This is a genomic window from Actinacidiphila guanduensis (genome assembly GCF_900103985.1).
Taxonomy (GTDB): Bacteria; Actinomycetota; Actinomycetes; order Streptomycetales; family Streptomycetaceae; genus Actinacidiphila; species Actinacidiphila guanduensis.
On sequence record NZ_FNIE01000002.1, the window covers coordinates 83,445 to 106,524 of the forward strand.

The 23,080-nt window shown below is 73.8% G+C and carries 20 protein-coding genes; 11 read left to right on the top strand and 9 right to left on the bottom strand.

Going from position 1 to position 23,080, the window contains the following annotated elements; all coding sequences use genetic code 11:
* Positions 1 to 176 precede the first annotated feature (176 nt).
* Positions 177 to 1,940: an aspartate--tRNA ligase gene (gene aspS / locus BLR33_RS03640; protein WP_093782808.1), complete on the bottom strand. Its 1,764-nt coding sequence runs from the start codon at positions 1,938 to 1,940 to the stop codon at positions 177 to 179.
* A 125-nt stretch (positions 1,941 to 2,065) separates the two neighbouring features.
* On the opposite strand from aspS, the gene BLR33_RS03645 reads away from it, so the two are divergent.
* Positions 2,066 to 4,294 (top strand): ATP-binding SpoIIE family protein phosphatase, encoded by a 2,229-nt coding sequence (locus BLR33_RS03645; protein WP_093782809.1) that lies wholly within the window; start codon positions 2,066 to 2,068, stop codon positions 4,292 to 4,294.
* 38 nt (positions 4,295 to 4,332) lie between these two features.
* Here BLR33_RS03645 and BLR33_RS03650 read toward each other — a convergent pair whose 3' ends face one another.
* Positions 4,333 to 4,848, bottom strand: a complete 516-nt coding sequence (locus BLR33_RS03650) for a hypothetical protein (protein ID WP_245771139.1) — start codon at positions 4,846 to 4,848, stop codon at positions 4,333 to 4,335.
* A 288-nt stretch (positions 4,849 to 5,136) separates the two neighbouring features.
* Complete coding sequence (locus BLR33_RS03655; RefSeq protein ID WP_093782810.1) at positions 5,137 to 5,736, bottom strand: TetR/AcrR family transcriptional regulator; 600 nt, start codon at positions 5,734 to 5,736, stop codon at positions 5,137 to 5,139.
* A 158-nt stretch (positions 5,737 to 5,894) separates the two neighbouring features.
* On the opposite strand from BLR33_RS03655, the gene BLR33_RS03660 reads away from it, so the two are divergent.
* Entirely contained in the window at positions 5,895 to 6,362 is a 468-nt protein-coding gene (locus tag BLR33_RS03660; protein WP_093782811.1) for a VOC family protein, read from the top strand.
* Positions 6,363 to 6,437: 75 nt separating this feature from the next.
* Here the strand turns inward: BLR33_RS03660 and BLR33_RS03665 are convergent, their stop codons facing one another.
* Both BLR33_RS03665 and BLR33_RS03670 read right to left on the bottom strand, forming a co-directional pair.
* Positions 6,438 to 7,400, bottom strand: a complete 963-nt coding sequence (locus BLR33_RS03665; protein ID WP_093782812.1) for a pirin family protein — start codon at positions 7,398 to 7,400, stop codon at positions 6,438 to 6,440.
* Between the two features lie 96 nt (positions 7,401 to 7,496).
* Complete coding sequence (locus BLR33_RS03670) at positions 7,497 to 7,961, bottom strand: SseB family protein (protein WP_407639628.1); 465 nt, start codon at positions 7,959 to 7,961, stop codon at positions 7,497 to 7,499.
* A gap of 177 nt (positions 7,962 to 8,138) precedes the next feature.
* Here BLR33_RS03670 and BLR33_RS03675 point away from each other — a divergent pair, with 177 nt between their 5' ends.
* The 3 genes from BLR33_RS03675 (at position 8,139) to BLR33_RS03685 (ending at position 11,795) form a co-directional block, all read left to right on the top strand.
* Entirely contained in the window at positions 8,139 to 9,965 is a 1,827-nt protein-coding gene (locus BLR33_RS03675) for an acyl-CoA dehydrogenase (protein ID WP_093782814.1), read from the top strand.
* 177 nt (positions 9,966 to 10,142) lie between these two features.
* Positions 10,143 to 11,444, top strand: coding sequence for a M18 family aminopeptidase (locus tag BLR33_RS03680; protein ID WP_093782815.1), 1,302 nt, complete (start codon positions 10,143 to 10,145; stop codon positions 11,442 to 11,444).
* Positions 11,445 to 11,555: 111 nt separating this feature from the next.
* Positions 11,556 to 11,795, top strand: a complete 240-nt coding sequence (locus BLR33_RS03685; RefSeq protein ID WP_093783237.1) for a hypothetical protein — start codon at positions 11,556 to 11,558, stop codon at positions 11,793 to 11,795.
* A gap of 18 nt (positions 11,796 to 11,813) precedes the next feature.
* Here BLR33_RS03685 and BLR33_RS03690 read toward each other — a convergent pair whose 3' ends face one another.
* Positions 11,814 to 13,643, bottom strand: coding sequence for an NHL domain-containing thioredoxin family protein (locus BLR33_RS03690; RefSeq protein ID WP_093782816.1), 1,830 nt, complete (start codon positions 13,641 to 13,643; stop codon positions 11,814 to 11,816).
* A 40-nt stretch (positions 13,644 to 13,683) separates the two neighbouring features.
* Between BLR33_RS03690 and BLR33_RS03695 the strand changes: the two genes are divergently transcribed.
* Positions 13,684 to 14,184 (top strand): LURP-one-related/scramblase family protein, encoded by a 501-nt coding sequence (locus tag BLR33_RS03695; protein ID WP_093782817.1) that lies wholly within the window; start codon positions 13,684 to 13,686, stop codon positions 14,182 to 14,184.
* A 176-nt stretch (positions 14,185 to 14,360) separates the two neighbouring features.
* On the opposite strand, the gene BLR33_RS03700 is transcribed toward BLR33_RS03695, so the two are convergent.
* Positions 14,361 to 15,173, bottom strand: coding sequence for a carbon-nitrogen family hydrolase (locus BLR33_RS03700; RefSeq protein WP_093783238.1), 813 nt, complete (start codon positions 15,171 to 15,173; stop codon positions 14,361 to 14,363).
* 134 nt (positions 15,174 to 15,307) lie between these two features.
* On the opposite strand from BLR33_RS03700, the gene BLR33_RS03705 reads away from it, so the two are divergent.
* From BLR33_RS03705 to BLR33_RS03725, 5 genes are all read left to right on the top strand, one after another.
* Positions 15,308 to 16,135 carry a maleylpyruvate isomerase family mycothiol-dependent enzyme gene (locus tag BLR33_RS03705; protein ID WP_093782818.1) on the top strand — a complete coding sequence of 276 codons (828 nt, stop codon included), beginning with the start codon at positions 15,308 to 15,310 and terminating at the stop codon, positions 16,133 to 16,135.
* 226 nt (positions 16,136 to 16,361) lie between these two features.
* The gene (locus BLR33_RS03710; protein ID WP_143031618.1) at positions 16,362 to 18,149 is read left to right on the top strand and encodes a sensor histidine kinase; all 1,788 of its coding nucleotides are present in this window, start codon (positions 16,362 to 16,364) and stop codon (positions 18,147 to 18,149) included.
* Positions 18,146 to 18,694, top strand: a complete 549-nt coding sequence (locus tag BLR33_RS03715; protein ID WP_093782819.1) for a roadblock/LC7 domain-containing protein — start codon at positions 18,146 to 18,148, stop codon at positions 18,692 to 18,694. The genes BLR33_RS03710 and BLR33_RS03715 overlap by 4 nt, the downstream gene beginning before the upstream one ends.
* Positions 18,691 to 19,053, top strand: coding sequence for a DUF742 domain-containing protein (locus tag BLR33_RS03720; protein WP_093782820.1), 363 nt, complete (start codon positions 18,691 to 18,693; stop codon positions 19,051 to 19,053). Before BLR33_RS03715 ends, BLR33_RS03720 begins: the two co-directional genes overlap by 4 nt.
* Positions 19,054 to 19,386: 333 nt before the next feature.
* Positions 19,387 to 20,919: a cytochrome P450 gene (locus BLR33_RS03725; protein ID WP_245771194.1), complete on the top strand. Its 1,533-nt coding sequence runs from the start codon at positions 19,387 to 19,389 to the stop codon at positions 20,917 to 20,919.
* An 80-nt stretch (positions 20,920 to 20,999) separates the two neighbouring features.
* Here BLR33_RS03725 and BLR33_RS03730 read toward each other — a convergent pair whose 3' ends face one another.
* On the bottom strand, positions 21,000 to 22,340 hold the full coding sequence (locus BLR33_RS03730) for an MFS transporter (protein ID WP_176930112.1): 1,341 nt from the start codon (positions 22,338 to 22,340) through the stop codon (positions 21,000 to 21,002).
* On the bottom strand, positions 22,337 to 23,020 hold the full coding sequence (locus BLR33_RS03735) for a GntR family transcriptional regulator (protein WP_093783240.1): 684 nt from the start codon (positions 23,018 to 23,020) through the stop codon (positions 22,337 to 22,339). Before BLR33_RS03735 ends, BLR33_RS03730 begins: the two co-directional genes overlap by 4 nt.
* Positions 23,021 to 23,080: the final 60 nt, after the last annotated feature.

Sequence of the window (23,080 nt, forward strand, 5' to 3'; positions counted from 1 at the left end):
CTTCCAACGCGGTGCGAAGTCCCTGCGGTTGCCTCACGGGGGCGCCGATCCGTACCCGGGTTTCCCTGTCGCCCCCGCGAGGTCCCGCTGCGCACTGCGGCACACCGTGACACTTCAGGGGCGCCGGGGTATCCCCGGCGCCCCCTTGGTACTTGCCCGCAGGGCGTGAGGCGGGGTTACTTCGGTTGCTGCTTGCGGAGCTGGATGTGGAGTTCGCGCAGGCGGGTGTCCTCGACGGAGGACGGCGCCCCCATGAGGAGATCCTGCGCGTTCTGGTTGAGCGGAAACGCGATCGTCTCGCGGATGTTGGGCTCGTCGGCGAGCAGCATGACCATGCGGTCGACGCCCGGCGCGATGCCGCCGTGCGGGGGCGCCCCGAAGTGGAACGCCCGCAGCATGCCCCCGAACTCCGCCTCCACCGTCTCGCGGGAGTACCCGGCGATCTCGAACGCCTTGTACATCACGTCCGGTTCGTGGTTCCGGATCGCCCCGGACGACAGCTCGATGCCGTTGCACACGATGTCGTACTGCCAGGCGAGGATGTCCAGCGGGTCCTTCGTCTCCAGCGCCTCCAGGCCGCCCTGCGGCATGGAGAACGGGTTGTGCGAGAACTCGATCGCGCCGGTGTCCTCGTTCCGCTCGAACATCGGGAAGTCCACGATCCAGCAGAAGCGGAAGACGTCCTCCTCGAACTGCCCGGCCCGCCGGGCCGCTTCGACCCGCACCGGCCCCATGATCTTCGAGACCTCGTCGAACTCGCCGGCGCCGAAGAAGATCGCGGTGCCGGGCTTGGCGCCCACCGCGGACAGCAGCGCGGCGGTGTCCGCCTCGGTGAGGAACTTCGCGATCGGGCCGGTGAGCGCGTTGCCGTCGCCGACCCGCACCCAGGCCAGGCCCTTGGCGCCGAGCGAGACCGCGTACTCGCCGAGCGAGTCGAAGAACTTGCGCGGCTGGTCCGCGGTGTCGTGCACGGCCAGCGCCCGCACGTGCTTGCCGGCGAACGCCTTGAAGTCGGAGTCGGCGAACACCGCGGAGACGTCGACGAGTTCGAGCGAGGTGCGCAGGTCCGGCTTGTCGTTGCCGTACTTGAGCATCGACTCGCGGAAGGGGATGCGCGGGAAGGGCGAGGTGACCCGGCGGCCGCCGCCCAGCTCGGTGAACAGGTCGGTCATCACCTTCTCGATGACGCCGAAGACGTCCTCCTGCTCCACGAAGCTCATCTCGACGTCGAGCTGGTAGAACTCGCCGGGCGAGCGGTCGGCGCGCGAGTCCTCGTCGCGGAAGCAGGGCGCGATCTGGAAGTATCGGTCGAAGCCGGAGATCATCAGCAGCTGCTTGAACTGCTGCGGTGCCTGCGGCAGTGCGTAGAACTTGCCGGGGTGCACCCGGGAGGGCACCAGGAAGTCGCGGGCGCCCTCGGGGGAGGTCGCCGACAGGATCGGCGTGGCCATCTCGTTGAAGCCGAGCGCGGTCATCTCGCGGCGCAGGAAGGAGATCACCTGGGTGCGCAGCATGATGTTGCGGTGCATGCGCTGGCGGCGCAGGTCGAGGAAGCGGTTGGTGAGCCGCATCTCCTCGTTGGCGTTGTCCTCGGGGAAGACGGGGAAGGGCAGCGGGTCGGCGGCGCCGAGCACCTCGACCGAGGTCACCTCGACCTCGACCTCGCCGGTGGGCAGCTCCGGGTTGACGTTCTCCGCCGAGCGGGCCACGACGCGGCCGTCGACCCGCAGCACCGACTCCTTGGACTGGCTGCTCAGCTGCTCGTAGACCGGCGACCCGGGGTGGACGACGAGCTGCGTGAAGCCGTAGTGGTCGCGCAGGTCGACAAACAGGATGCCGCCCAGATCGCGGCGATTGTGCAGCCAGCCGGACAGGCGGACGTCGGTGCCGACGTCGGTGGCGCGCAGCTCTCCGCAGGTGTGGGACCGGTACCGGTGCATCAGGTTCGTCCTCGGCGTGGGTGGGTCGTGGGTGGTCACAGCGTACCGGCGCGGCCTCGTGCGGCCCTCGGGGGATACGGCGCCCAGGTTCGCCCATAACACGCTGAACGCCATAAACTGGCGGAATGCGCACAGAGGACGTACTCGCCGCTGTGGGCTGCGGCCTGTGGCAGTGGGACGAGTCCACCGGCACGGTGACGGTCGACGGGCGGGCGGCGCGGCTGCTGGGGCTCTCCGGCGGCGCGGCCACCCACCGGTCGGCGGCCGTGCGTGCCCGGCTGCACCCGAGCGACTACGTGGAGTTGGCCGGTGCGGTCTCCCTGGCGATCGCCGAGGGCACCGTTGCCGAATCGGTCCTGCGGGTGGTCGGCGACGAGGGCACGGTGGAGCGGGCGGTCCGGGTCAGGCTGCGGCCGCAGGGCCCCCTGCTCACCGGCACCGTCCACGAAGTGCGCGAGGCACACGACGTGGGCGGCGGTATGGAGGAGGACATGGCGGCAGGGATCGCGGGCAGTGCGGACGCAGTCGGCGGGGTGCGCCTGCCCGAGGGCGTGCACCTGGCCGGCGGGCACGAGAGCGTGCCCGACAGCGCCCACCGCGGCCTGCCGCACCCGCAGGGGGCGGACGAGGCCCGCGGCGGCCGGCTGCGCAGGGGCGACTGGCGGCGGGCCCGCGAGGCGTTCCTGCTGGACGCCGGGCGGGCGCTCGCCGAGGCGGACTCCACCGCCGAGGTGCTGCGGGTCGCGGCCACCTTGTCGATGCCCGGCTTCTCCCCCGACGGCCTGGCGGTCTTCGGCGTGGAGGGCGACCGGCTCTCCCTGATCGGCCACCACGGCCAGGACCTCGCCGACTCCTTCGCCGTCGACATGCCGCTCAGCACGGACTACCCGGCGGCGGCCGCCGTGCGCACCGGCCGGGCGATCTACCTGACCAGCCCCGAGTCCTACCGGGCGCAGTACCCGGAGAGCTGGCCCATGGTGAAGCCGTACGGCCGCTCCTCGTGGGCGTACCTGCCGCTCGTCGTGGCCGGCACCACGATCGGCTCGTGGATGGCGGCCTTCCGCGACCAGGTGGACTTCAGCCCCGAGGAGCGCTCGGTGCTCACCACCGTGGCGCGGATGCTCGCCCAGGCGCTGTCCCGGGCCCACCTGCACGAGTCGGAGCGGGCCCTGTCCGACGGGCTGCAGCGCACCATGCTGCCCGCGCGCGAGCCCGAGATCGACGGCATGGCGCTCGCCGCGCGCTACGTGCCGACCGGCGGCGGTCTGCAGGTCGGCGGCGACTGGTACGACGTGATCGACCTGCCCTCGGGCCGTACCGCGCTGGTCGTCGGCGACGTGCAGGGCCACGACGTGCGGGCGGCCGGGATCATGGGCCAGCTGCGGATCGCGCTGCGGGCGTACGCGGCCGAGGGCCACAGCCCCGACGCGGTGCTCTCCCGCACCTCCCGCTTCCTGGCCGGCCTCGCCGACCAGGCGGCCCGGGACGGTGGCCCGGACGACGCCCGCTTCGCCACCTGCCTCTACATGGAGGTCGACCCGGCCGACGGCACCTTGGAGGTGGCCCGGGCCGGGCACCCCGAGCCGGCGATCCGGCTCAGTGACGGGACGACGATCCTGCGCCGCACCGCCGGCGGCCTGCCGCTGGGCGTGCGGCCCGACACCGACTACCCGACGACCCGGCTGGTGCTGGAGCCCGGCGAGGTGCTGCTGATGTGCACCGACGGGCTGATCGAGACCGGTGGGCACGACCTGGACACCGGGTGGCGGCGGCTGTGCGACGTCTTCGAGGCGGGCCCGGCGGAGAAGCTGGAGGAGCTGGCCGACGCGATGGTGCGGGCGGTGCACGGCCCGGCCTCGCACCACACCACGGGCCCGCTCGCCGACCGCCGCGAGGACGACATCGCGCTGCTGCTCCTGCGCCGGGACCCGGACGGGCCCACCTGCGCGATGCCGGAGCGGCGGGCCGTGCTCACCATCCCGCAGTCCGCCCCGAGCCAGATCCGCTCGGCCCGCGACGACGTGCGCGCGCTGCTGCACGACTGGGCCTCGCCGGACCAGTTCGAGTCCGCGGTGCTGCTGGTCTCCGAGCTGATCACGAACGTGCTGGTGCACACCGACGACGACGCGGTGCTGAGCATCACGGCCACCGGCATGCCGGGCACCCGGCGGCTGCACGTGGAGGTCGCCGACACCTCCGACGACATGCCGCACCGCCGCACCCCGGGCGAGCTGGCCTCCTCCGGCCGCGGCCTGTTCCTGATCGAGGAGCTGGCCGACTCCTGGGGCGTGGACCCGCGGGGCGACGGAAAGGCGATCTGGTTCGAGCTGTTCGAGAAGCGGCAGGCCGCCTGACGGCGGACGCGGCCGGCGGGCCGAGTCGGCTCGCGTGCTCAGTGGCTGAGGATGTTGGCCGCCACGATGAACAGGCCGAGCAGGACGTCCATGGCGCCGACCCGGCACGCCGTGGCCCAGCTCTGGCGGGCGACCCGGGCGGTCCACAGCCCCCAGCCGAACAGGGCCGCGGTGTTGATCGCCATGGCGGTGTTGACGGCGTGGTCCTCGGTCCACCAGTGCAAGGCGGCGCCTAGCAACGCGGCCACGGTGGGCAGCACCGCGGCGACCAGCGGCCACTCGTGGAGCACGGACCGTACGGTCTGCGCGGTGACCCGGCGGGTGTGCGGGGCCCAGTGCGCGATGGCGTGGGCGTAGCCGTGGGCGGCGGCGGCCGCGACGGCCGACAAAAAGATCCACAGGGCGTCGTAGCTCGCGTTGGGAGTGCCGTTCTCGTCCAGCGCGGCGGCCAGGGCGCTGGCGAGCACGGTGCCGTACACCCCGCCGAACAGCAGTTGCTGGCGTGAGATCCGGCGGGGTTCGTAGGTGCCGCCGGCCGCAGTGCTCCCGCTCACGGATGCCGCCTCTCTCGCGCGGGCGCCTTCGTCCCGTAAGGCACCTTTCGCCCCGATCAAACCGCATCCCGGGGCCCACGCGGCGGAGCGCGGCCGCACCCGCCCGTCACCCGGTCCCCGCCGCGCTCCTTGGCGAGGGCGGAGAGGTGGTCGGCGAAGTCGCGCAGCCCCCGCGGACGGCGGCGACCTGTTCCGGCCCTGCCCGCGTATCACCGAGCCGTCAGCGAGGTGACAGCAGCCGGGATCCCCGGCCGCGCCTCGGCGGACCGATGGGTCACCGAGACGCCTTCACGTGGTGGCCAGCGTGCGGGCCGTGGTGGTGGCGCGGGATTCGGTGGCGGGGAGGGCTTCGGCGGGGAGGCCGAAGAGGCCCTGGCGGAGGAACTCGGCGAGGCCGTGGGCGGCGGAGGCGACGCGCAGGAGGAGTTCGAAGGCGGCCTCGTCGGAGGCGGTGAGGCGGCGGGCCACGGGGAGCAGGAGCGCCGAGACCTCGTCGCCGGCCGAAGCGAGGCCGGGGAAGCGGGACTTGTCGATGCCCGCGTGGAAGGTGACGTCGAACAGCGCGGGCTCCTCGGCGGCGAAGCGCACGTACGCGGCGGCGAACCGGCCCAGCTGCTCCACCGGGTCGTCGTCGCCCGCCAGCGCCGCGGCGAAGCGCTCCCGCTGGGTGCGGTAGCCCTGCACGGCCAGCTCGGCGAGCAGCGACTCGCGGTCGGCGAAGTGCTTGTACGGGGCCGCGACGCTCACCCCGGCCCGGCGGCTCGCCTCGGCGAGAGTGAAGCCGTGCGGGCCGCGCTCCCCGACGAGTTCGAGGGCGGCCCGCAGCAGGTCGTTGCGCAGGTTCCCGTGATGCCGGCCACTCGGACGGCGCTTGACGGGCGGATTCATGCGGCTAAGGTTAACATCGCTTACCAGGTAAACACCATTAACCTCACAGCGGCCGCAGACCCGCGCCCTCACGACGCCCGCGAGCCCGCGCCCTCACCGCGCCCCCAAGCCCGGTCCACCACGGCACGAGCCCGCGCCGCCGCAGCAAGGAGAACCCCATGAGCACCGCGCCCACCGTCCGCTTCCACCACATCAGCCTGTCCGTCGCCGACCTGCCCGCTCTGGAGGCCTGGTACGGCCGCGCCTTCGGCCTCGACCGCGTCGAGGAGCGGCTCGAACTGCCCGACGCCGGCGTACGCACGGTCGTGCTCAGCAACCCCGGCGACCCCGACGGGCTCCGGGTGGAGTTGGTGCAGCGCCCCGGGTCGGAACCGGCCGCCCCCGCCGATGCCTTCGCCGCCACCGCCGTGCAGACGTACACCCACCTCGCCCTGCACGTGGCGGACCTCGACGCCGCATTCGCCCGCCTGACCGGGGAATGCGGCGCCGCCCCCGTGTCCTCCCCCGCGCCCGGCGTGACCGACGGCATGCGCTACGCGTATGTCGCCGATCCGGAGGGCAACCTCCTCGAACTCATCGGAACCACCGCCCCGTCCGGGGCCGGCCCGACGGCCGAGGCGTCGTAGGGACCACTCGGCGGACCGCGGCGGGAGCCGCCGGACGAACCGCCGGCGGGCCCCCTGTCGCGACCCCCGGAGGGATCAGCGCCCGTACGGGGAGTCGGCCGGGATCGTGCCCAGCCGGCCGGCCTGGAAGTCCTCGAAGGCCTGGGCCAGTTCGGCGTGGGTGTTCATCACGAAGGGGCCGTACTGCATCATCGGCTCGCGGATCGGCAGGCCGCCCAGGAGGACGACCTCGAAGTTGGCCGACCGGGAGTCCTGGTCCTCGGCCGCGCGGACGGTCAGCGAGTCGCCCTGGCCGAAGACGACCGCCTGGCCCATCCGGAACGGGCGGGCCTCGGGACCCGCGAAGCCGTGGCCGGCCATCCCGTAGGCAAGCGCGTTGAAGTCCGCCCGCCAGGGCAGCGTGACCGTGGCGCCGGGGTTCACCGACAGGTGGATCATCGTGATCGGCGTGTGGGTGGCACCGGGGCCGACGTGCCCGTCGAGGTCGCCGGCGATCAGCCGGATCAGGGCGCCGCCGTCGCCGGAGGTGAGCAGCTTCAGCCCGCCGGCCCGCAGGTCCTGGTACTTCGGCGGCATCATCTTGTCCGCCTTCGGCAGGTTCACCCACAGCTGCAGGCCGTGGAAGAGGCCGCCGCTGAGCACCAGCGACTCCGGCGGGGTCTCGATGTGCAGCAGGCCGGACCCGGCGGTCATCCACTGGGTGTCGCCGTTGGTGATGGTCCCGCCGCCGCCGTGCGAGTCCTGGTGGATGAAGGTGCCGTCCATGATGTACGTCACCGTCTCGAAGCCGCGGTGCGGGTGCCAGGGCGTGCCCTTGGGCTCACCGGCGGCGTAGTCGACCTCACCCATCTGGTCCATCAGGATGAAGGGGTCCAGGTGGCGGTAGTCGATCCCGGCGAAGGCGCGGCGGACGGGGAAGCCCTCGCCCTCCAGGCCGGTCGGCGCGGTGCTCACCGACAGCGCGGGGCGCGGCCGGGCATCGGCGGGGGCGGTCACCCGGGGCAGGGCCAGCGGGTTCTCGACGGTCACGGCGGGCATGGCGAGGCCTCCTTCTGGACGCTCGACGTCCAAGTTAGTTGAACTCTGAACATCTAGCAAGCCGTGACTGTTCCCTCACGGAACCGGAAGGGAGCCTCAGCCGTACATCCGCCGCATCGTGAAGTCCACCATCTGCTCGACCGCCTTCGCGTCGAACACCATCCGGTGCTGACCCTCGATGTCGAGCACGAAGCCGTAGCCGGTGGGCAGCAGGTCGAGCACCTCGGCGCCGGTGATGACGAAGTACTTGGACTCCTTGCCCGCGTACCGCCGCAGCTCCTTCAGCGAGGTGAACATCGGGATCACCGGCTGCTGGGTGTCGTGGAGCGCGAGGAACCCGGGGTTCTCACCGCGCGGGCAGTACACCTTGGAGGTGGCGAAGACCGCCTGGAAGTCCTCGGCCATCATCGCCCCGGTGGTGAACGCCCGTACCGCGTCGGCGAGCGACGGCGGGGACGGTTCGGGGTAGGCAGGCGACGGCTCCGGGTAGCCCCCGCCCATCGGGGCGCCGCCCATGGGCTGCCCCATCCCCGTATTCACGCTCTGCTCGTAGCCGTACACGCGCCCAAGGGTATCGACTCCGCGCGCCCCCGCGGGCGGCGAGGCGGCCGTCACATCGGACCGGTGGGGGTTGCCTCTTATTACCGGCGGGTAGCATCATGTGGGGACAGCCGCCTCTTCTTGCGCGTTCACCTAACGACCTGTCGTCACCAGCAGCAGCGATACGGAGCCGTCGTCATGGGCCACTACAAGTCCAACCTCCGCGACATCGAGTTCAACCTCTTCGAGGTCCTGGGCCGCGACGCGGTCTACGGCACGGGTCCCTTCGCCGACATGGACGTGGACACCGCCAAGGACATCCTCGCCGAGATCGCCCGGCTGTCGGAGGGCGAACTGGCGGCCTCCTTCGCCGACTCCGACCGCACCCCGCCGGTCTTCGACCCCAAGACGCACACCGCGCCGCTCCCGGAGACGTTCAAGAAGAGCTACCGCGCCTTCATGGACGCCGAGTACTGGCGGCTGGGCCTGCCCGAGGAGATCGGCGGCACCACCGCCCCCCGCTCCCTGATCTGGTCCTACGCCGAGCTGGTGCTGGGCGCCAACCCGGCGGTGTGGATGTACACCTCGGGCCCGGCGTTCGCCGGCATCCTCTTCGAGGAGGGCACCGAGGAGCAGAAGAAGATCGCCGCGCTGGCCGTGGAGAAGCAGTGGGGCTCCACCATGGTGCTCACCGAGCCCGACGCCGGCTCCGACGTCGGCGCCGGCCGCACCCGGGCGCTGCCCCAGGAGGACGGCAGCTGGCACATCGAGGGCGTCAAGCGCTTCATCACCTCGGGCGAGCACGACCTGTCGGACAACATCCTCCACTACGTGCTGGCCCGCCCCGAGGGCGCCGGGCCCGGCACCAAGGGCCTGTCCCTCTTCCTGGTGCCGAAGTACGAGTTCGACCCCGAGACCGGCGAACTCGGCGAGCGCAACGGCGTGTACGCCACCAATGTCGAGCACAAGATGGGCCTGAAGGTCTCCAACACCTGCGAGCTGACCTTCGGTGACTCCCACCCGGCCAAGGGCTGGCTGGTCGGCGGCAAGCACGACGGCATCCGGCAGATGTTCCGGATCATCGAGTTCGCCCGCATGATGGTCGGCACCAAGGCGATCGCCACCCTGTCCACCGGCTACCTCAACGCGCTGGAGTACGCCAAGGAGCGCGTGCAGGGCCCGGACCTGGCGCAGTTCACCGACAAGGCCGCGCCGAAGGTGACGATCACCCACCACCCCGACGTCCGCCGCTCCCTGATGACGCAGAAGGCGTACGCCGAGGGCATGCGCGCCCTGGTGCTCTACACCGCGAGCGTGCAGGACGCCATCCAGGCCGCCGAGGCCCGCGGCGAGGACGCCCGCCAGCTGCACGGCCTCAACGACCTGCTGCTGCCCATCGTCAAGGGCTACGGCTCCGAGCGCTCCTACGAGCAGCTCGCCCAGTCGCTGCAGACCTTCGGCGGCTCCGGCTACCTGCAGGAGTACCCGGTCGAGCAGTACATCCGGGACGCCAAGATCGACACCCTCTACGAGGGCACCACCGCGATCCAGGGCCAGGACTTCTTCTTCCGCAAGATCGTCCGCGACCGCGGCGAGGCGCTGACCACGCTCAGCGAGGAGATCAAGAAGTTCCTCGCCGAGGAGACCGGCGGCCAGGAGCTGTCGGCGGCCCGCGAGCAGCTCGCCCGGGCGGCCGCGGACCTGGAGGCGATTGTCGGCGGCATGCTCAACGACCTGGCGGCCACCGAGAAGGACGTCCGCTCGATCTACAAGGTCGGCCTGAACACCACCCGGCTGCTGCTCGCCTCCGGCGACGTCGTCACCGGCTACCTGCTGCTGCGCGGCGCCTCGGTGGCCGCCGAGAAGCTGCCCTCGGCCACGGGGAAGGACCGGGCGTTCTACGCGGGCAAGATCGCGGCGGCGAAGTTCTTCGCGGCCACCGTCCTGCCGGGCGTCGGCACCCAGCGGTCGATAGCCGAGGCCGTCACGCTCGACGTCATGGACCTGCCGGAGGAGTCCTTCTGACCCTCCTCGCCCCCGCCGCCTGACCCGGCCGGCCCGGGCCGCGCGGCAACGGCGCCCCGGGACCCGCTCCCGCCGGCGCCGCACCGGGGCCCCGCAGACCGCCTCCCCCCACGCCGAGTGCGGCGGGCCGCCACCCGTGCGGCCTGCCGCACCGGTGGCCGAAATAAGCTGTCGGGCATGACCACAGAGCCGACCACCGCGCCCTTCGAAAGCGCCCACACCGACGACCTGGCCGCGTTCGTCCAGGCCGCGCCCACGCCGTACCACGCCGTCGCGGCCGTCGCCGAGCGGCTGGAGCGGGCCGGTTTCCGGCAGGTCGCCGAGAGCGAGCGGTGGGCGGGCGGACCCGGCGGGCGGTACGTGCTGCGCGGCGGCGCCGTTGTCGCCTGGTACGTGCCCGAGGGCGCCGGGCCCGAGACGCCGTTCCGGATCGTCGGCGCGCACACCGACTCGCCGAACCTGCGGGTCAAACCGCGCCCGGACCTCGGCTCGAACGGCTGGCGTCAGGTCGCGGTGGAGATCTACGGCGGGCCGCTGCTCAACAGCTGGCTCGACCGCGACCTCGGCATCGCCGGGCGGCTCGCGCTGCGCGACGGCAGCACACGCCTGGTGGACGTCGACCGGCCGCTGCTGCGGGTGGCCCAACTCGCCATCCACCTCGACCGGCAGGCCAACGACGGGCTCAAGCTCGACCGCCAGCAGCACATGCAGCCGCTGTGGGGGCTGGGCGACGCCGCGGACGGCGACCTGATCGGCTTCCTCGCCGAGCAGGCCGGCCTGCCCGAGGCCGACGTGCTCGGCTGGGACCTGATGGCGTACGACCTGCAGCCGCCCGCCCGCCTCGGCCGGGACCGCGAACTGCTCGCCGCCCCACGGCTGGACAACCTGCTCTCGGTGCACGCCGGCACGGCGGCCCTGGTCGCGGCCGCCGCTCGGGGCGAGGCGCTGCCGTACATCCCGGTGCTGGCCGCCTTCGACCACGAGGAGAACGGCAGCGAGGCCGACACCGGTGCCCAGGGGCCGCTGCTCGGGCGGGTGCTGGAGCGCTCGGTGCTGGCCCGCGGCGGCGGCGCCGAGGACACGCTGCGCGCGCTGGCCGGCTCGGTGTGCGTCTCCTCCGACGTCAGCCACGCCGTGCACCCCAACTACGCGGAGCGGCACGACCCGACGCACCGGCCGCGGGCCGGCGGCGGCCCGCTGCTGAAGACGAACGTCAACCAGCGCTACGCCACCGACGGCGTCGGGCGGGCGCTCTTCGCCGCCGCGTGCGAGCGCGCCGGGGTGCCGATGCAGCACTTCGTCTCCAACAACGCGATGCCGTGCGGCACCACGATCGGCCCGATCACCGCCGCCCGGCACGGCATCACCACCGTGGACGTCGGCGTGCCGATCCTGTCGATGCACTCCGCCCGCGAACTGTGCGCCGTGGACGACCCCTTCCTCCTCGCCAACTCCCTGTACGCCTTCCTGGCCGGGTAGTTGGGGAGGCGTTCGGGCCGGACCTGCGGGGACGTGCTGCATGTGCCCGCGTCGCGGGGGTAGGCGACAGCCGAAGCCACACCGTGAAGTCGAGCCATGGAGGCGGACATTGTGGGCATCGGAGGCTGCATCATCCTGATCGGCGTGGGTGCGATCATCACCTTCGCCACCGACTGGCACGCCAAGGGCGTCAACATGGACCTGCTCGGGCTCATCATGATGGCCGTCGGCGTCATCGGACTCGCCGCCTACGTCAGCATCTTCAAGCGGCGCCGCGTCCCGCCGACCTCGGAGGGCGACATCCCGCCGGTCGTCGAGGAGCGCTACTACCCGAGCGACCGGCGGTACTGAACCGCCGGATGCCGGACGCTATTTCTGGTCGAGTCCCGCCAGCACCAGTGCCAGGCGGGACTCGCCGCTGTCCACCAGCCGCACCGGCACGCCCCAGTCCTGCTGGTGGACGTGGCAGGCCGGATAGGGGTTCGTCGGGTCGTCGTCGCAGGAGGCGGCCATCGCCGAGACGTGCAGCACGCCCTCGGGCACCGAGGGGTCGAGCTCCAGGTCGCGGAAGAGGTCCGTGCCCTTGCCCGCGCCCTGCCGGAGCAGCTCCGGCGGGGTGGCGCTGACCAGCAGCCGGGTGGAGGGGCCGTAGCGCTCGTCCAGCTTCTGGCCGATCGGGGCGCTGAAGACGACGTCCAGCCGGAAGGGGCCGGGCGCCACGTCGGTGGCCGCACGCTGGGTGCGGTGGGCGACGGCCTCGACCCGTACCGCCTCTTCCGGCAGGTGCATCCGGGTGAGCCGGTGGCGGGCGGACTCCACCACCACGATGTCGCCGTCCACCACGGCCGCGTCCGAGGGCTCGCGCAGGTCGGTGGCCAGCGTGGAGACCTCGCCGGTCGCCGGGTCGTAGCGGCGCAGCGCGTTGTTGTAGGTGTCGCTGACGGCGACCGATCCGTCGGGCAGGCCGGTGACGCCGAGCGGGTGCTGGAGCAGCGCCTGCCGGGCCGGGCCGTCGCGGTGCCCGAAGTCGAACAGGCCGGTGCCGACCGCGGTGCGCACCACGTAGCCGCCGTCACCGTCGGGGGCCCGCTCCACCCAGCGCAGCGCGGAGGTCTCGGAGTCCGCGACCCACAGCCGGCCGCCGACCGCCGACAGGCCCGAGGGCTGGGCGAACCAGGCGTCGGCCGCGTGGCCGTCGACCAGGCCCTCGTTGGTGGTGCCGGCGGCCACCTCGACCCGCTCGGTGGCCGGGTCGTACGTCCACAGCTGGTGCACGCCGGCCATCGCGATCCACACCCGGTCCTCGAACCAGGCCACGTCCCACGGCGAGGACAGGTCCACCTCGCGGGCCGGGCCGGAGCTGGGCGAGCCCTGCCACCACTGGCGGCCGGTGCCGGCCACGGTGGTGACCCGGCCGGTGTCGGGGTCCAGCCGGCGCAGCGCGTGGTTGACGGTGTCGGCGACGATGATGCTGCCGTCCGGGAGCAGCGCCAGGCCCTGCGGCTCGCTGAAGCGGGCGGTGCCGGCGTCGCCGTCGGCCAGGCCGCGCTCCCCGGTGCCGATCCGGCGCACGACGGTCTCGCCGTCGGCGGCCAGCTCGACCAGGGCGTGCCGGGTGGAGTCCGAGACGAGGAAGTGGCCGCTGACCGGCAGCGCGACGACCTTGCCGGGGAACCGCAGGTCGGTGGCGACGGGCTCCGGCGGCACGTAGGGGCCGTCCCCGCGGCGCAGCGTGCCCTTGGCGGCGTGCTCCTGCTCCAAGCGGGTGACCAGGCGCTCCAGCGCGTGCGCGTGGCCCTCGCCGGCGTGCTGGGCCACCACGTAGCCCTCCGGGTCGATCACCACGAGGGTGGGCCAGGCGCGGACGGCGTACTGCCGCCAGGTGGTGAGTTCGGGGTCGTCCAGCACCGGGTGGTGCACCTCGTAGCGCTCCACGGCGTCGGCGACGGCCTGGTGCTCGGCCTCGTGCACGAACTTCGGCGAGTGCACGCCCACGATCACCACGGTGTCGCGGTGCCGCTCCTCCAGCTCGCGCAGCTCGTCCAGGACGTGCAGGCAGTTCACACAGCAGAACGTCCAGAAGTCGAGGATCACGATCGATCCGCGCAGGTCGGCGAGGGTGGGTTGCTTGTCGCCTGTGTTCAGCCAGCCGCCCTTGCCGACCAGCTCGGGCGCCCGGACGCGTGCACGTGCAGTCATGACCCCATCCAACCGCATTCCCGGGGGTAGACATTCCCCCATGAAATACGTGGTGCGAGAGAAGATGTTCGCGGTCGGCGACGACTACTGGGTCGAGGACGAGAACGGGCGGCGCGCGTTCTACGTGGACGGCAAGGTGCTGCGGGTCCGCGAGACCCTGGAGCTCCAGGACCCCTCGGGGCAGGTGCTGGCCACGGTGCACAAGAAGCTGCTGAGCCTGCGGGACGCGATGACGATCGAGCGGGACGGCGAGGTCCTGGTGACCGTCCGCAAGAAGCGGCTCGCCCTGCTGCGGGACGTCTACCGCGCGGAGCTGGCCTCGGGCGAGGAGCTGGAGATCAGGGGCGACCTGATCGACAAGGAGTACGACATCGAGTACGAGGGCGAGCGCCTCGCCCGGATCTCCCGGCGCTGGTTCTCGCTGCGCGACGCCTACGCGATCGACATCGAGCGCGAGGACGCCGACGCCGCGATGCTCATCGCGGTGGCGGTGTGCGTGGACCGGCTGGTGGAGAAGGAGCACGAGGACCACGACGACTGACCCTTGGGGGTGACGGCCGGCCGGCTGTTGCCCGCGGGGCGGGTGACAGCGGGCCCGCACGGTTGCCGGGCCGCAGGGGGCGGCACCGCACGGTTGCCGGGCCGCGGGGACGACGGGCCGGTGCGGTCTCCCCCGCCGCGGCCCGTCGGCTCCTGCGGCTGCTCCGGCTGTTCCGGCTACCGCACCTGCGGGAGCGGCAGGCCAAGGACCCGGTCGCGCAGGACCGGGAAGTCGCGGCGGGTGGCGGCCACGCGGGCGGGGTCGAGGTCGAGCGTGACCGCCTCCTCGCCGGTGCCGCCCTCGGCGAGCACCTCGCCCCAGGGGTCCACGGCCATGCTGTGCCCCGACTGCTCGACGCCCGCGTGGGTGCCCGCCGTCCCGCAGGCCAGCACGTACGCCTGGGACTCCACGGCCCGTGCCTGGACCAGCAGCCGCCAGTGGGCGAGCCGGCGGGCGGGCCAGCCGGCCGGGACCACCAGGATCTCGGCCCCGCCGTCCACCAGCAGGCGGAACAGCTCCGGGAAGCGCAGGTCGTAGCACGTGGCGAGGCCGAGCACCGCGGAGGGATGACGCACGGTCACCGGAGTGGCGCCGGCGGACATCAAGGTCGCCTCGCCCCGGTCGAAGCCGAAGCGGTGGATCTTGCGGTAGGTCGCCTGCAGGGCGCCGTCGGGGGAGAAGACGAGCGAGGTGTTGTAGAGCGCGTCCTTGCCGTCCGGGCCCGGGGCGCGTTCGACGACCGAGCCGGCGTGCAGCCAGACCCCGGCGTCGCGCGCGGCCGCGGCCATCGCCTCGGCGGTCGGGCCGGCCTCGGCGGACTCGGCCTGCGCCCCGAACTCCTCGGCGGCGAAGGCCCCGACGGGCCACAGCTCGGGCAGCACGACCAGATCGGCCCCCCGCTGGGCGCGCACCAGACCCGCCACGCGCTCCCGCCGACGGGTGATCTTCTCGTCCGGGTCCACGTCGATCTGGAGAAGCGTTGCGCGCATCTGGACACCGCCCATACGTTGTGTCGTCAAGTCGGGCCTACCATCGTCACTCGAAAGCACTGCGTGGGCGCCCGCGCGAAGACTAACTTAGGCGCCAAACCACCACGACCGCGCTCCGACCGTCGAGGGGTCCCGTGACCGTCCACAGCAAGATCCAGCCGTACATCGACGCCTGGACCCACTCCATCGAATCCATCAACGACCTGGTCGCGCCGCTCTCCGAGGGGGAGTGGAACCGCCCCACGGAATGCCCCTACTGGTCCGTGCGCGATGTCGTCTCGCACATCATCGGTTTCGAGTGCGAACTGCTGGGCGACCCCCGGCCCATCCACAGCCTGCCCAGCGACCTGCGGCACATCACCAGCGAGCTGGCCCGCTACACCGAGGTGCCGGTGGACATCCGCCGCCACCACACCGCGCCCGAGATGACCGCGGAGCTGGACTACACGATCCTGCGCCGGGCCCGGCAGTTGCGCAACGAGTCGCGCCAGCCGGACGCCAAGGTGCGCGCGATCGGCGGCGGCGAGATCACTCTCGAAGAGCAGCTGTGGTCACGGGTGTTCGATGTGTGGGTGCACGAGCAGGATCTGCGGCGGGCCCTGGACAAGCCGGCCAACCTCGCCTCGGCCGCAGGAGTGCTCGCCCGCGACTGGCTGCTGCGCCCGCTGCCGAAGACCGTCGCGCAGGACGCCGGCGCCAAGCCGGGCTCCGCGGTCGTCTTCGACGTGCACGGGCCGCTGGAGTTCATGCGGACGGTCCGGGTGGACGCCGAGGGCCGCGGCACCATCGACTCGGCGGTCTCGCTCGGCCCCGCGGTGACCTTCGTCGTGGACTGGGAGACCTTCCTGCGGCTGTTCACCGGGCGGGTGAAGCCGACCGCGGTGCGTGACGACAAGCTCAAGATCGAGGGCGACCAGGACCTGGCGGACGCCATCCTGTCCACCATCACCTTCACCACCTGAACACGGGCTGTCACAGGGCGAGTCGGGTCATCGGGGTGCCACGGGCGGCGCAGGGCACGGGCGGTGATGATCCAGTGACGTTCCGATGAGCAATCCCTCGCGTTCCGGGCGTTAAAGACGAGTTTGGCGAGTAGGGTGTGGCGGACCCACCTTTGCTCACGTGTGCACGTCAACGTTCCCGGAACGGCGGTCGGGCTGCGGCCCGGCCGCGATGAGGTACGAAGTGATGTCATCGCAAGGCACGTCACCAGCGCACGAGTTACCGCCCGAGGCACCGCACCACCGCTCCGCCGTCGTCCGCACCGCCGCGGCCGCCTGCGCCGCCGTGCTGGCGGCGGGCGCGGCCTGCGCCTGGGCGGCCGGCCGCGCCACGGCCGCCGACCGCCCGCTGGTCACCGCGGTGGGAGCCGCGGCCGCCGCCCTGCTCGGCGCCACCGTGGCGCTGGGCCTGTCCCGCCGCCGGCTCGCCCGCGAACTGCGCGACGGCGTCGCGGAGTTGCGCGAGGAGACCGCCCGCACCCTGAACCTGCATGCCGAGGCGACCCGGCGCGCGGCCGCCGAACTGGAGGCGGCCAGGCGGGGGGTGCGCCAGGCCGACGCCCGGCGCAGGGCCGCGGCCGCCGCCGAGACCACCGTGCGCACCGCGCTGCGCGAGCAGACCGCGCGCACCGCGGAGTTGGAGGCCGAGGCGGTGCGGCTCGCCGAGCAGGCGGTGCCGCTGGCCGCGGCCCGGCTGCGGGCCGGCGACTCGGCCGAGGCGGTGCTGCCGCACCTGCCCCAACCCGCCACCGAGGCCCACCGGTTGCTGCTCGCGGCCGTGGTCCGCGAACTGGCCGCGGCCGAGCGGGCGCGGGCCGCGGGGCTCGCCGCCGTCGCGGGCGCGGCGGCCCGCGTCCAGGCGCTCACCACCACGATGCTCGCCGATCTGCGGGAGATGGAGGAGCGGCACGACGAGCACGTCCTGGACGACCTGCTGCGCCTGGACCACTCCACCGCGCAGGCCGGACGGCTCGCCGACAGCGTCGCCGTGCTCAGCGGCGCCCGCTCCGGGCGGCGCTGGACCCGGCCGATCGTCATGGAGAGCGTGCTGCGCGGCGCGATGGGCCGCATCCCCGCCTACCAGCGGGTGCGGCTGCACTCCAGCAGCACCGCGGCCGTCGCGGGGCACGCGGCCGAGGGCGTGATGCACGCGCTGGCCGAACTCATGGACAACGCCTGCAACTTCTCGCCGCCCAGCGAGGAGGTGCACGTCTACGTGCAGGAGACGCACGCCGGCGTCGTCGTCACCGTCGAGGACGCCGGCCTGGTGATGCCGGACGCGACACTGGCCCGCGCGGAGCAGCTCGTCGCGGGCGGGGGCGGGGCGCCGACCGGCACCCGGCTCGGCCTGGCCGTCGTCGGCCGGCTGGCCCGCAAGCACGGCCTGCGGGTCTCCTTCCGGCCCTCCTCGCGCGGCGGCACCGGCGTCGTCGTCCTCATACCGGCGAGCCTGATCACCCGCCGGCCCCCGCAGCCCGGAACCGGGTTCGAGGACGCCTACCCACAGGCCCCGGCGGCACGGCCGTACGGGGTGCCGGGCGCCGAGGAGGCCGCGCACTACGGGGAGTTCGCCGGCACCGCGGCCCCGGAGGAGACCCGGCACAGCGGCCGCGAGGAGCGGCCCTTCACCGTGCCGCCCACCGGCATCGGGCCCGAGGCGTCCCCGGGCACCCCGCTGCCGAAGCGGACGCGGGGACGGGGGCTGGCCGCGGCGATGGACGCGGCGCTGGAGGCCGGGGAGCCCGCCGACGCCTCCGGCACCTGGACCATCCCGGTCCTCGACGAGCACGAGCACACCACCCGGGCGCGGGCCGAGGCGGAGCCGTCCGCGGGGGAGCGGTTCGGCGCCTTCCGCGACGCCGCCTCCGGCGGGCAGCGCGTCGCGGCGCCCGGGGAGGCCGGCGGCGACGCGGCCGGCCGGACAGCGCCGGGGGAACCCGGCACCGCCAGCACGGGAGGGGAGAACGGCCGATGACCACCAGCGGGTCCGAAGTCGACGCACTGCTCGGGGAGTTCGTGGCGGCAACGCCGGGCGCCCGGCACGCCCTGGTCCTGTCGGCGGAGGGCCTGAGACTGGGCCGCTCCCCCGAGCTGTCCGCCGACCGCGCCGACCGGCTCGCCGCGGTCGCCTCCGGCATGCAGAGCCTGGCGCACGGCGCCTCCGCGGAGTTCGGCGACGGCAGCGGCGGGGTGCGCCAGTCCATGACGGAGTTCCACGGCGGCGCCCTGTTCATCGTGGCCGCCGGCTCCGGCGCCCATCTCGCGGTGATCGGCGAGGAGTTCGCCGATGCGGGGGCGATCGGCCGCGGCATGGGCCGCCTGGTGGAGACGGTCGCCGACCTCGTGCGCGCCGACCCGCGCGCGGGCGCCCGCCACTTCGCCAGGGACGGGGTGGACGACCTGGGGCCGCTGCAATCGCTGGGCCCGCTCCGTGAGGACGCCGGGAACGGTCCGTACGGCACGGTGGGCCCCGCCGGGACGGCCGGCCCTGTCGGCCCGTACGGGAAGTCCCCGGCATGAGCCGCGGGCCGGTCGACAGCGGCGTACCGGACCGGCTCTACACCCTCACCGGTGGCCGCAGCAGCGCGTCCGCGCCGCGTCTGGACCTGCTCACGCGGGTGGTGCGGGAGAGCGGGCCGGTGCCGGGGATGCCCTCGGAACACGTGCGCATCCTGCAGCTGTGCGGGCGCCCGGTCGCCGTGGCGGAGCTGGCCGGGCGGGTCGGGCTGCCCGTGGGGGTGGTCAAGATACTGCTGGGCGACCTCATCGCGGCCGGCCGCGTCACCGTGCGCCGCCCGGCCCCGGTCCCGGCGGGTACGGCGGCCCTCCCCCCGCCGGACACGCTCAAGAAGGTGCTCCGTGCGCTGCAGAACCTCTAGGGCCCGCATGCGAGCGACCTGCCCCGCGGCGCACCGGCGGGCGCACGAGGGCGGCCACCACCCGGCGGAGAACCGGCAGTTGGGGCCACCGGGGAAGGCGCACATTTCGCGCACACCGCCCTCACATCCGAGCGGCATCATCGGGCGGCCCGCTGGGTACGCCCCTCTGTGCGGCGGGCGGCGGAATGTGCGCCTCCGCGCCGCCCGCGCTGTCACGGCGCACGCCGGACCCCGCGCGCAACCCCCCACCGAGCAGCGGATCTTCGGGCCGTGCGCCGGCGCGGGCGGGATCGGTCGGGCGCTGCGGCAGGGGAGGGTGGCGGTGTGAGCCGGATGCACGGGGGAGAGCGGCCCGAGGACGTGGTGCCGCCGCAGGGCACGCGGGCCGAGGGGCGGGCACTGGAGCTGCCCGGCCCGCCGCAACCGGTACCGCCCTGGGGGCCGGTGCCGCCGTACGGGACCGCGGGCCCCGAGCCGCAGCCGGACTTCGACCACGCCGACCCCGCCGCGTACTACCGGGCGCTGCGGGCGAAGTACGGCCCGGTCGCGCCCGTGCTGCTGCATCGCGAGGTGCCCGCCTGGCTCGTGCTCGGCTACCGCGAGGTGCACTACGTCGCCGGGAACCCCGAGCTGTTCGGGCGCGACCCGCGCCGCTGGCACGCCTGGGACCGGCTGCCGCCCAACTGGCCGCTGCTCGCCGACATCGCGCACACCCCGTCGGTCCGCTTCACCGAGGGCGCCGAGCACCGGCGCCGGGCCGGGGCGATCGCCGACGTGCTGGCCGAGGTGGACCAGTTCGAGCTGCGGCAGCGCAGCGAGCAGGCCGCCGACGCGGCCGTCGACCGCTTCGCCGGGGCCGGCCGCGCCGACCTGATGGCCGACTACGCCGAGGTCGTCCCGCTCCAGGTGATGGCGGGCCTGCTGGGCCTGCGCGGCCACGAGACGGCCGACCTGGTCCGTGACACGGCCGCCCCGCACGCCCCCTACCCCGGCCGGCCGCCGGCCGCGGACCCCGGCCCGGGGGACCCCGACACCGGTGGCCACCGCACCTCCGCGACCGGCCCGTACGGCTCCTACCGCCCCGCCGAACCCGCACCCGGCAGCCGCCCGCCCGGCGCGGGCCCGTTCGCGCCCGACCCGGATACCGGCGGGCACCGCACCGGCGGTGGCCCGTCCGCGGGCGGGCGGCCCTACGAGACGGACGCGGCGGCGGCCCGGGTGCGCGCGCTGGTGCAGACCCTGGTGGACCGGGCCCGCCGGGAGCCCGCCCGCGGCGGCCCCGACCTGCCCGCCCTGCTGCTCGCCCACCCCGCCGAGCTCACGGACGAGGAGATCGTCCACGACCTGCTGACGATCTTCGCGGCCGGGCGGCGGCCCACCGCGGACTGGATCGGCAACACCCTGCGGCTGATGCTCACCGACGAGCGGTTCGCGCTCACCCTGTCCGGCGGCCGGCACAGCGTGGGCCAGGCGCTCAACGAGGTGCTGTGGAACGAGCCGCCCACCCAGAACATCATCGGCCGCTGGGCCACCAGGGACACCGAGTTGGGCGGGCGGCGGATCGCCCGCGGCGACTGCCTGGTGCTGAGCCTGGCGGCGGCCAACGCCGACCCGCACATCTCCCACGGCACCGGGCCCGGCGCGCTCGTCCACAACCAGGCGCACCTGGCCTTCAGCCACGGGCCGCACCGCTGCCCCGCGCCCGCCCCGGCGCTCGCCGAGACCATCGCCACCGCCGCGCTCGAAGTGCTCCTCGACCGGCTGCCGGACCTCGCCCTGCCCACGCCGGCCCCGCCGCTCCCCTGGCGCCAGTCCCTGTGGCAGCGCGCCCCCACGACGCTGCCCGCCGTCTTCACTGCTCCCTGAGACGCCGCCCCCGGGCTGCGGGCCCGGCCCGCAGCCGAGCGGCGGGTGTCTCAGTGCGGGTCAGCCCGGGTCGGTCCGGGTCAGTCCGGGACCGCCGCCCGGCAGCGGTGGACGCTCTCGATCCGGCTGACGGCGATCCGCTCCCGCTCCAGCCGCTCGGCCCTGCGGCGCAGCCGCAGGATCTGCACGGTGCCCAGGAGCTGGAGGACGAAGATGCTGCTCCAGGCCACCCGGTAGTCGTCCCCCGTGGCGTCCAGCAGCACCCCGATGGCCAGCAGCGTCACCATCGAGGCCGTGAAGCCGCCGATGTTGACGATTCCGGAGGCGGTGCCGAAGCGCTCGGGCGGATTCGCCGGCCGGGCGAAGTCGAAGCCGATCATGGACGCGGGGCCGCAGGCGCCCAGGACGACGCACAGGACGACAAGCAGCCACATCGGGTCCTGCCCGCCGGGCCAGGTCAGCGTCAGCGCCCAGGAGGCGGCCGTCGCGGCGACGACGCCGAGCGTGAGCGGCATGCGGGCGCCGTGGTGCCGGGCGATCACCTGCCCGAAGACCAGGCCGAAGACCATGTTGGCGACCACGACGAGGGTGAGCATCGCACCCGCCGCCCCCCGCGAGAGCCCCTGGTCCTCGACGAGGAAGGGCAGCCCCCACAGCAGCAGGAACACCATCCCGGGGAACTGCGTGCTGAAGTGCGTCCACATGCCCAGCCGGGTGCCCGGCTCGCGCCAGGCGTCGGCGATCTGCCGCCGTACGTAGGCGGCCCCGGCGTGCTGCCGGGGCGCGGGCTCGTGGCCCTCGGGGTGGTCCTTGAGGAAGAGGGCGACCAGCACCAGCACGCCGGCGCCGCCCACCGCGGTGCCGAGGAAGGTGGGCGTCCAGCCGGCCGAGTGCAGCAGGCGGGAGAGCACCACGGTGGAGACGAGGTTGCCGGCGACGCCGAACAGCGCCGCGCCCTGGGCGACCATCGGCCCGCGCCGGGCGGGGAACCAGCGCGAGCCCAGGCGCAGCACGCTGACGAAGGTCATCGCGTCGCCGCAGCCGAGCACGGCCCGCGCGCCCAGCGCCATGCCGTAGGAGTGGGACAGCGCGAACGCCGCCTGGCCCGCGGTGAAGAGCACCGCGCCGAGCATCAGCACCTTCTTGGTGCCGAGGGAGTCCACCAGGAGGCCGACGGGTATCTGCATGCCGGCGTAGACCAGCACCTGCAGGATGGAGAAGGTCGACAGCGCCGAGGCGCCGATGTGGAAGCGGTGGGCGGCGTCGATGCCGGCCACGCCCAGGCTGGTGCGGTGGACGACGGCGACGAGGTAGACCAGCGTGCCGACGCCCCACACGACACCGGCCTGCACACCGCCGGGCGGGTCGCCGGGCAGGGCGCGGCCGGCGCGGGCGCCGACCGGTTCCGTTCCGGCGGTCACGACTCGCCCCGGGCAAGGGTGTTCACCCAGGAGACGTGCCGCTCCACGAGGTCGGCGGCGGACTGCGCCGCGCCCGCGCGCAGCGCGTCCAGGATCTCGGTGTGCTCGGTGATGTTCTTGGCGACCCGGCTCGGCTCGGCGTTCATGGTGGCCACGCCCATCCGCAGCTGGCGGTCGCGCAGCTGGTCGTAGAGGTGGGCGAGGATGCGGTTGCCGGCGGCGCGGACGATCTCGGCGTGGAAGGTGCGGTCGGCGGCGGCGAAGGCGGCGAGGTCGCCGGTGGCCGCGTGCGCGCGCTGCTCGGCCAGCGACGCCTCCAGCCGCTCGATCAGCCGGGCCGGCACATCGCCCACCACCTTGGCCACCGCGTGCCGCTCCACCAGCAGCCGGGTCTCCACGACGTCGGCGATCTCCTGGGCGGAGACGGGCAGCACCAGGGCGCCCTTCTTGGGGTAGAGCTTGAGCAGCCCCTCGGCCTCCAGCCTCAGCAGCGCCTCGCGCACGGGGGTCCGCGAGACCCCGACCGCCTCGGCGAGGTCCCCTTCGGTGAGCAGGGTGCCGCCTTCGTAACTGCGGTCCAGCACCCCGCTCTTGACGTGCAGATAGACCCGCTCCGCCGCGGGTGCCGCCTTGTGCGCGGCCCGGTCCTCGACATTCTTGGTGCCTACAACGGTGTCCATGATGCGCACATCATAGATACATCACGTATGCACCCGAAAGCCCGTCCCGCATCGCGGACA

What these genes read in the sequence shown, in the direction of transcription:
- aspS (WP_093782808.1), bottom strand. Translation starts at nt 1,940, where the DNA reads ATGCACCGGTACCGGTCCCACACCTGCGGAGAGCTGCGCGCCACCGAC.
- BLR33_RS03645 (WP_093782809.1), top strand. Translation starts at nt 2,066, where the DNA reads ATGCGCACAGAGGACGTACTCGCCGCTGTGGGCTGCGGCCTGTGGCAG.
- BLR33_RS03655 (WP_093782810.1), bottom strand. Translation starts at nt 5,736, where the DNA reads ATGAATCCGCCCGTCAAGCGCCGTCCGAGTGGCCGGCATCACGGGAAC.
- BLR33_RS03660 (WP_093782811.1), top strand. Translation starts at nt 5,895, where the DNA reads ATGAGCACCGCGCCCACCGTCCGCTTCCACCACATCAGCCTGTCCGTC.
- BLR33_RS03665 (WP_093782812.1), bottom strand. Translation starts at nt 7,400, where the DNA reads ATGCCCGCCGTGACCGTCGAGAACCCGCTGGCCCTGCCCCGGGTGACC.
- BLR33_RS03675 (WP_093782814.1), top strand. Translation starts at nt 8,139, where the DNA reads ATGGGCCACTACAAGTCCAACCTCCGCGACATCGAGTTCAACCTCTTC.
- BLR33_RS03680 (WP_093782815.1), top strand. Translation starts at nt 10,143, where the DNA reads ATGACCACAGAGCCGACCACCGCGCCCTTCGAAAGCGCCCACACCGAC.
- BLR33_RS03690 (WP_093782816.1), bottom strand. Translation starts at nt 13,643, where the DNA reads ATGACTGCACGTGCACGCGTCCGGGCGCCCGAGCTGGTCGGCAAGGGC.
- BLR33_RS03695 (WP_093782817.1), top strand. Translation starts at nt 13,684, where the DNA reads ATGAAATACGTGGTGCGAGAGAAGATGTTCGCGGTCGGCGACGACTAC.
- BLR33_RS03700 (WP_093783238.1), bottom strand. Translation starts at nt 15,173, where the DNA reads ATGCGCGCAACGCTTCTCCAGATCGACGTGGACCCGGACGAGAAGATC.
- BLR33_RS03710 (WP_143031618.1), top strand. Translation starts at nt 16,362, where the DNA reads ATGTCATCGCAAGGCACGTCACCAGCGCACGAGTTACCGCCCGAGGCA.
- BLR33_RS03715 (WP_093782819.1), top strand. Translation starts at nt 18,146, where the DNA reads ATGACCACCAGCGGGTCCGAAGTCGACGCACTGCTCGGGGAGTTCGTG.
- BLR33_RS03720 (WP_093782820.1), top strand. Translation starts at nt 18,691, where the DNA reads ATGAGCCGCGGGCCGGTCGACAGCGGCGTACCGGACCGGCTCTACACC.
- BLR33_RS03725 (WP_245771194.1), top strand. Translation starts at nt 19,387, where the DNA reads ATGCACGGGGGAGAGCGGCCCGAGGACGTGGTGCCGCCGCAGGGCACG.
- BLR33_RS03735 (WP_093783240.1), bottom strand. Translation starts at nt 23,020, where the DNA reads ATGGACACCGTTGTAGGCACCAAGAATGTCGAGGACCGGGCCGCGCAC.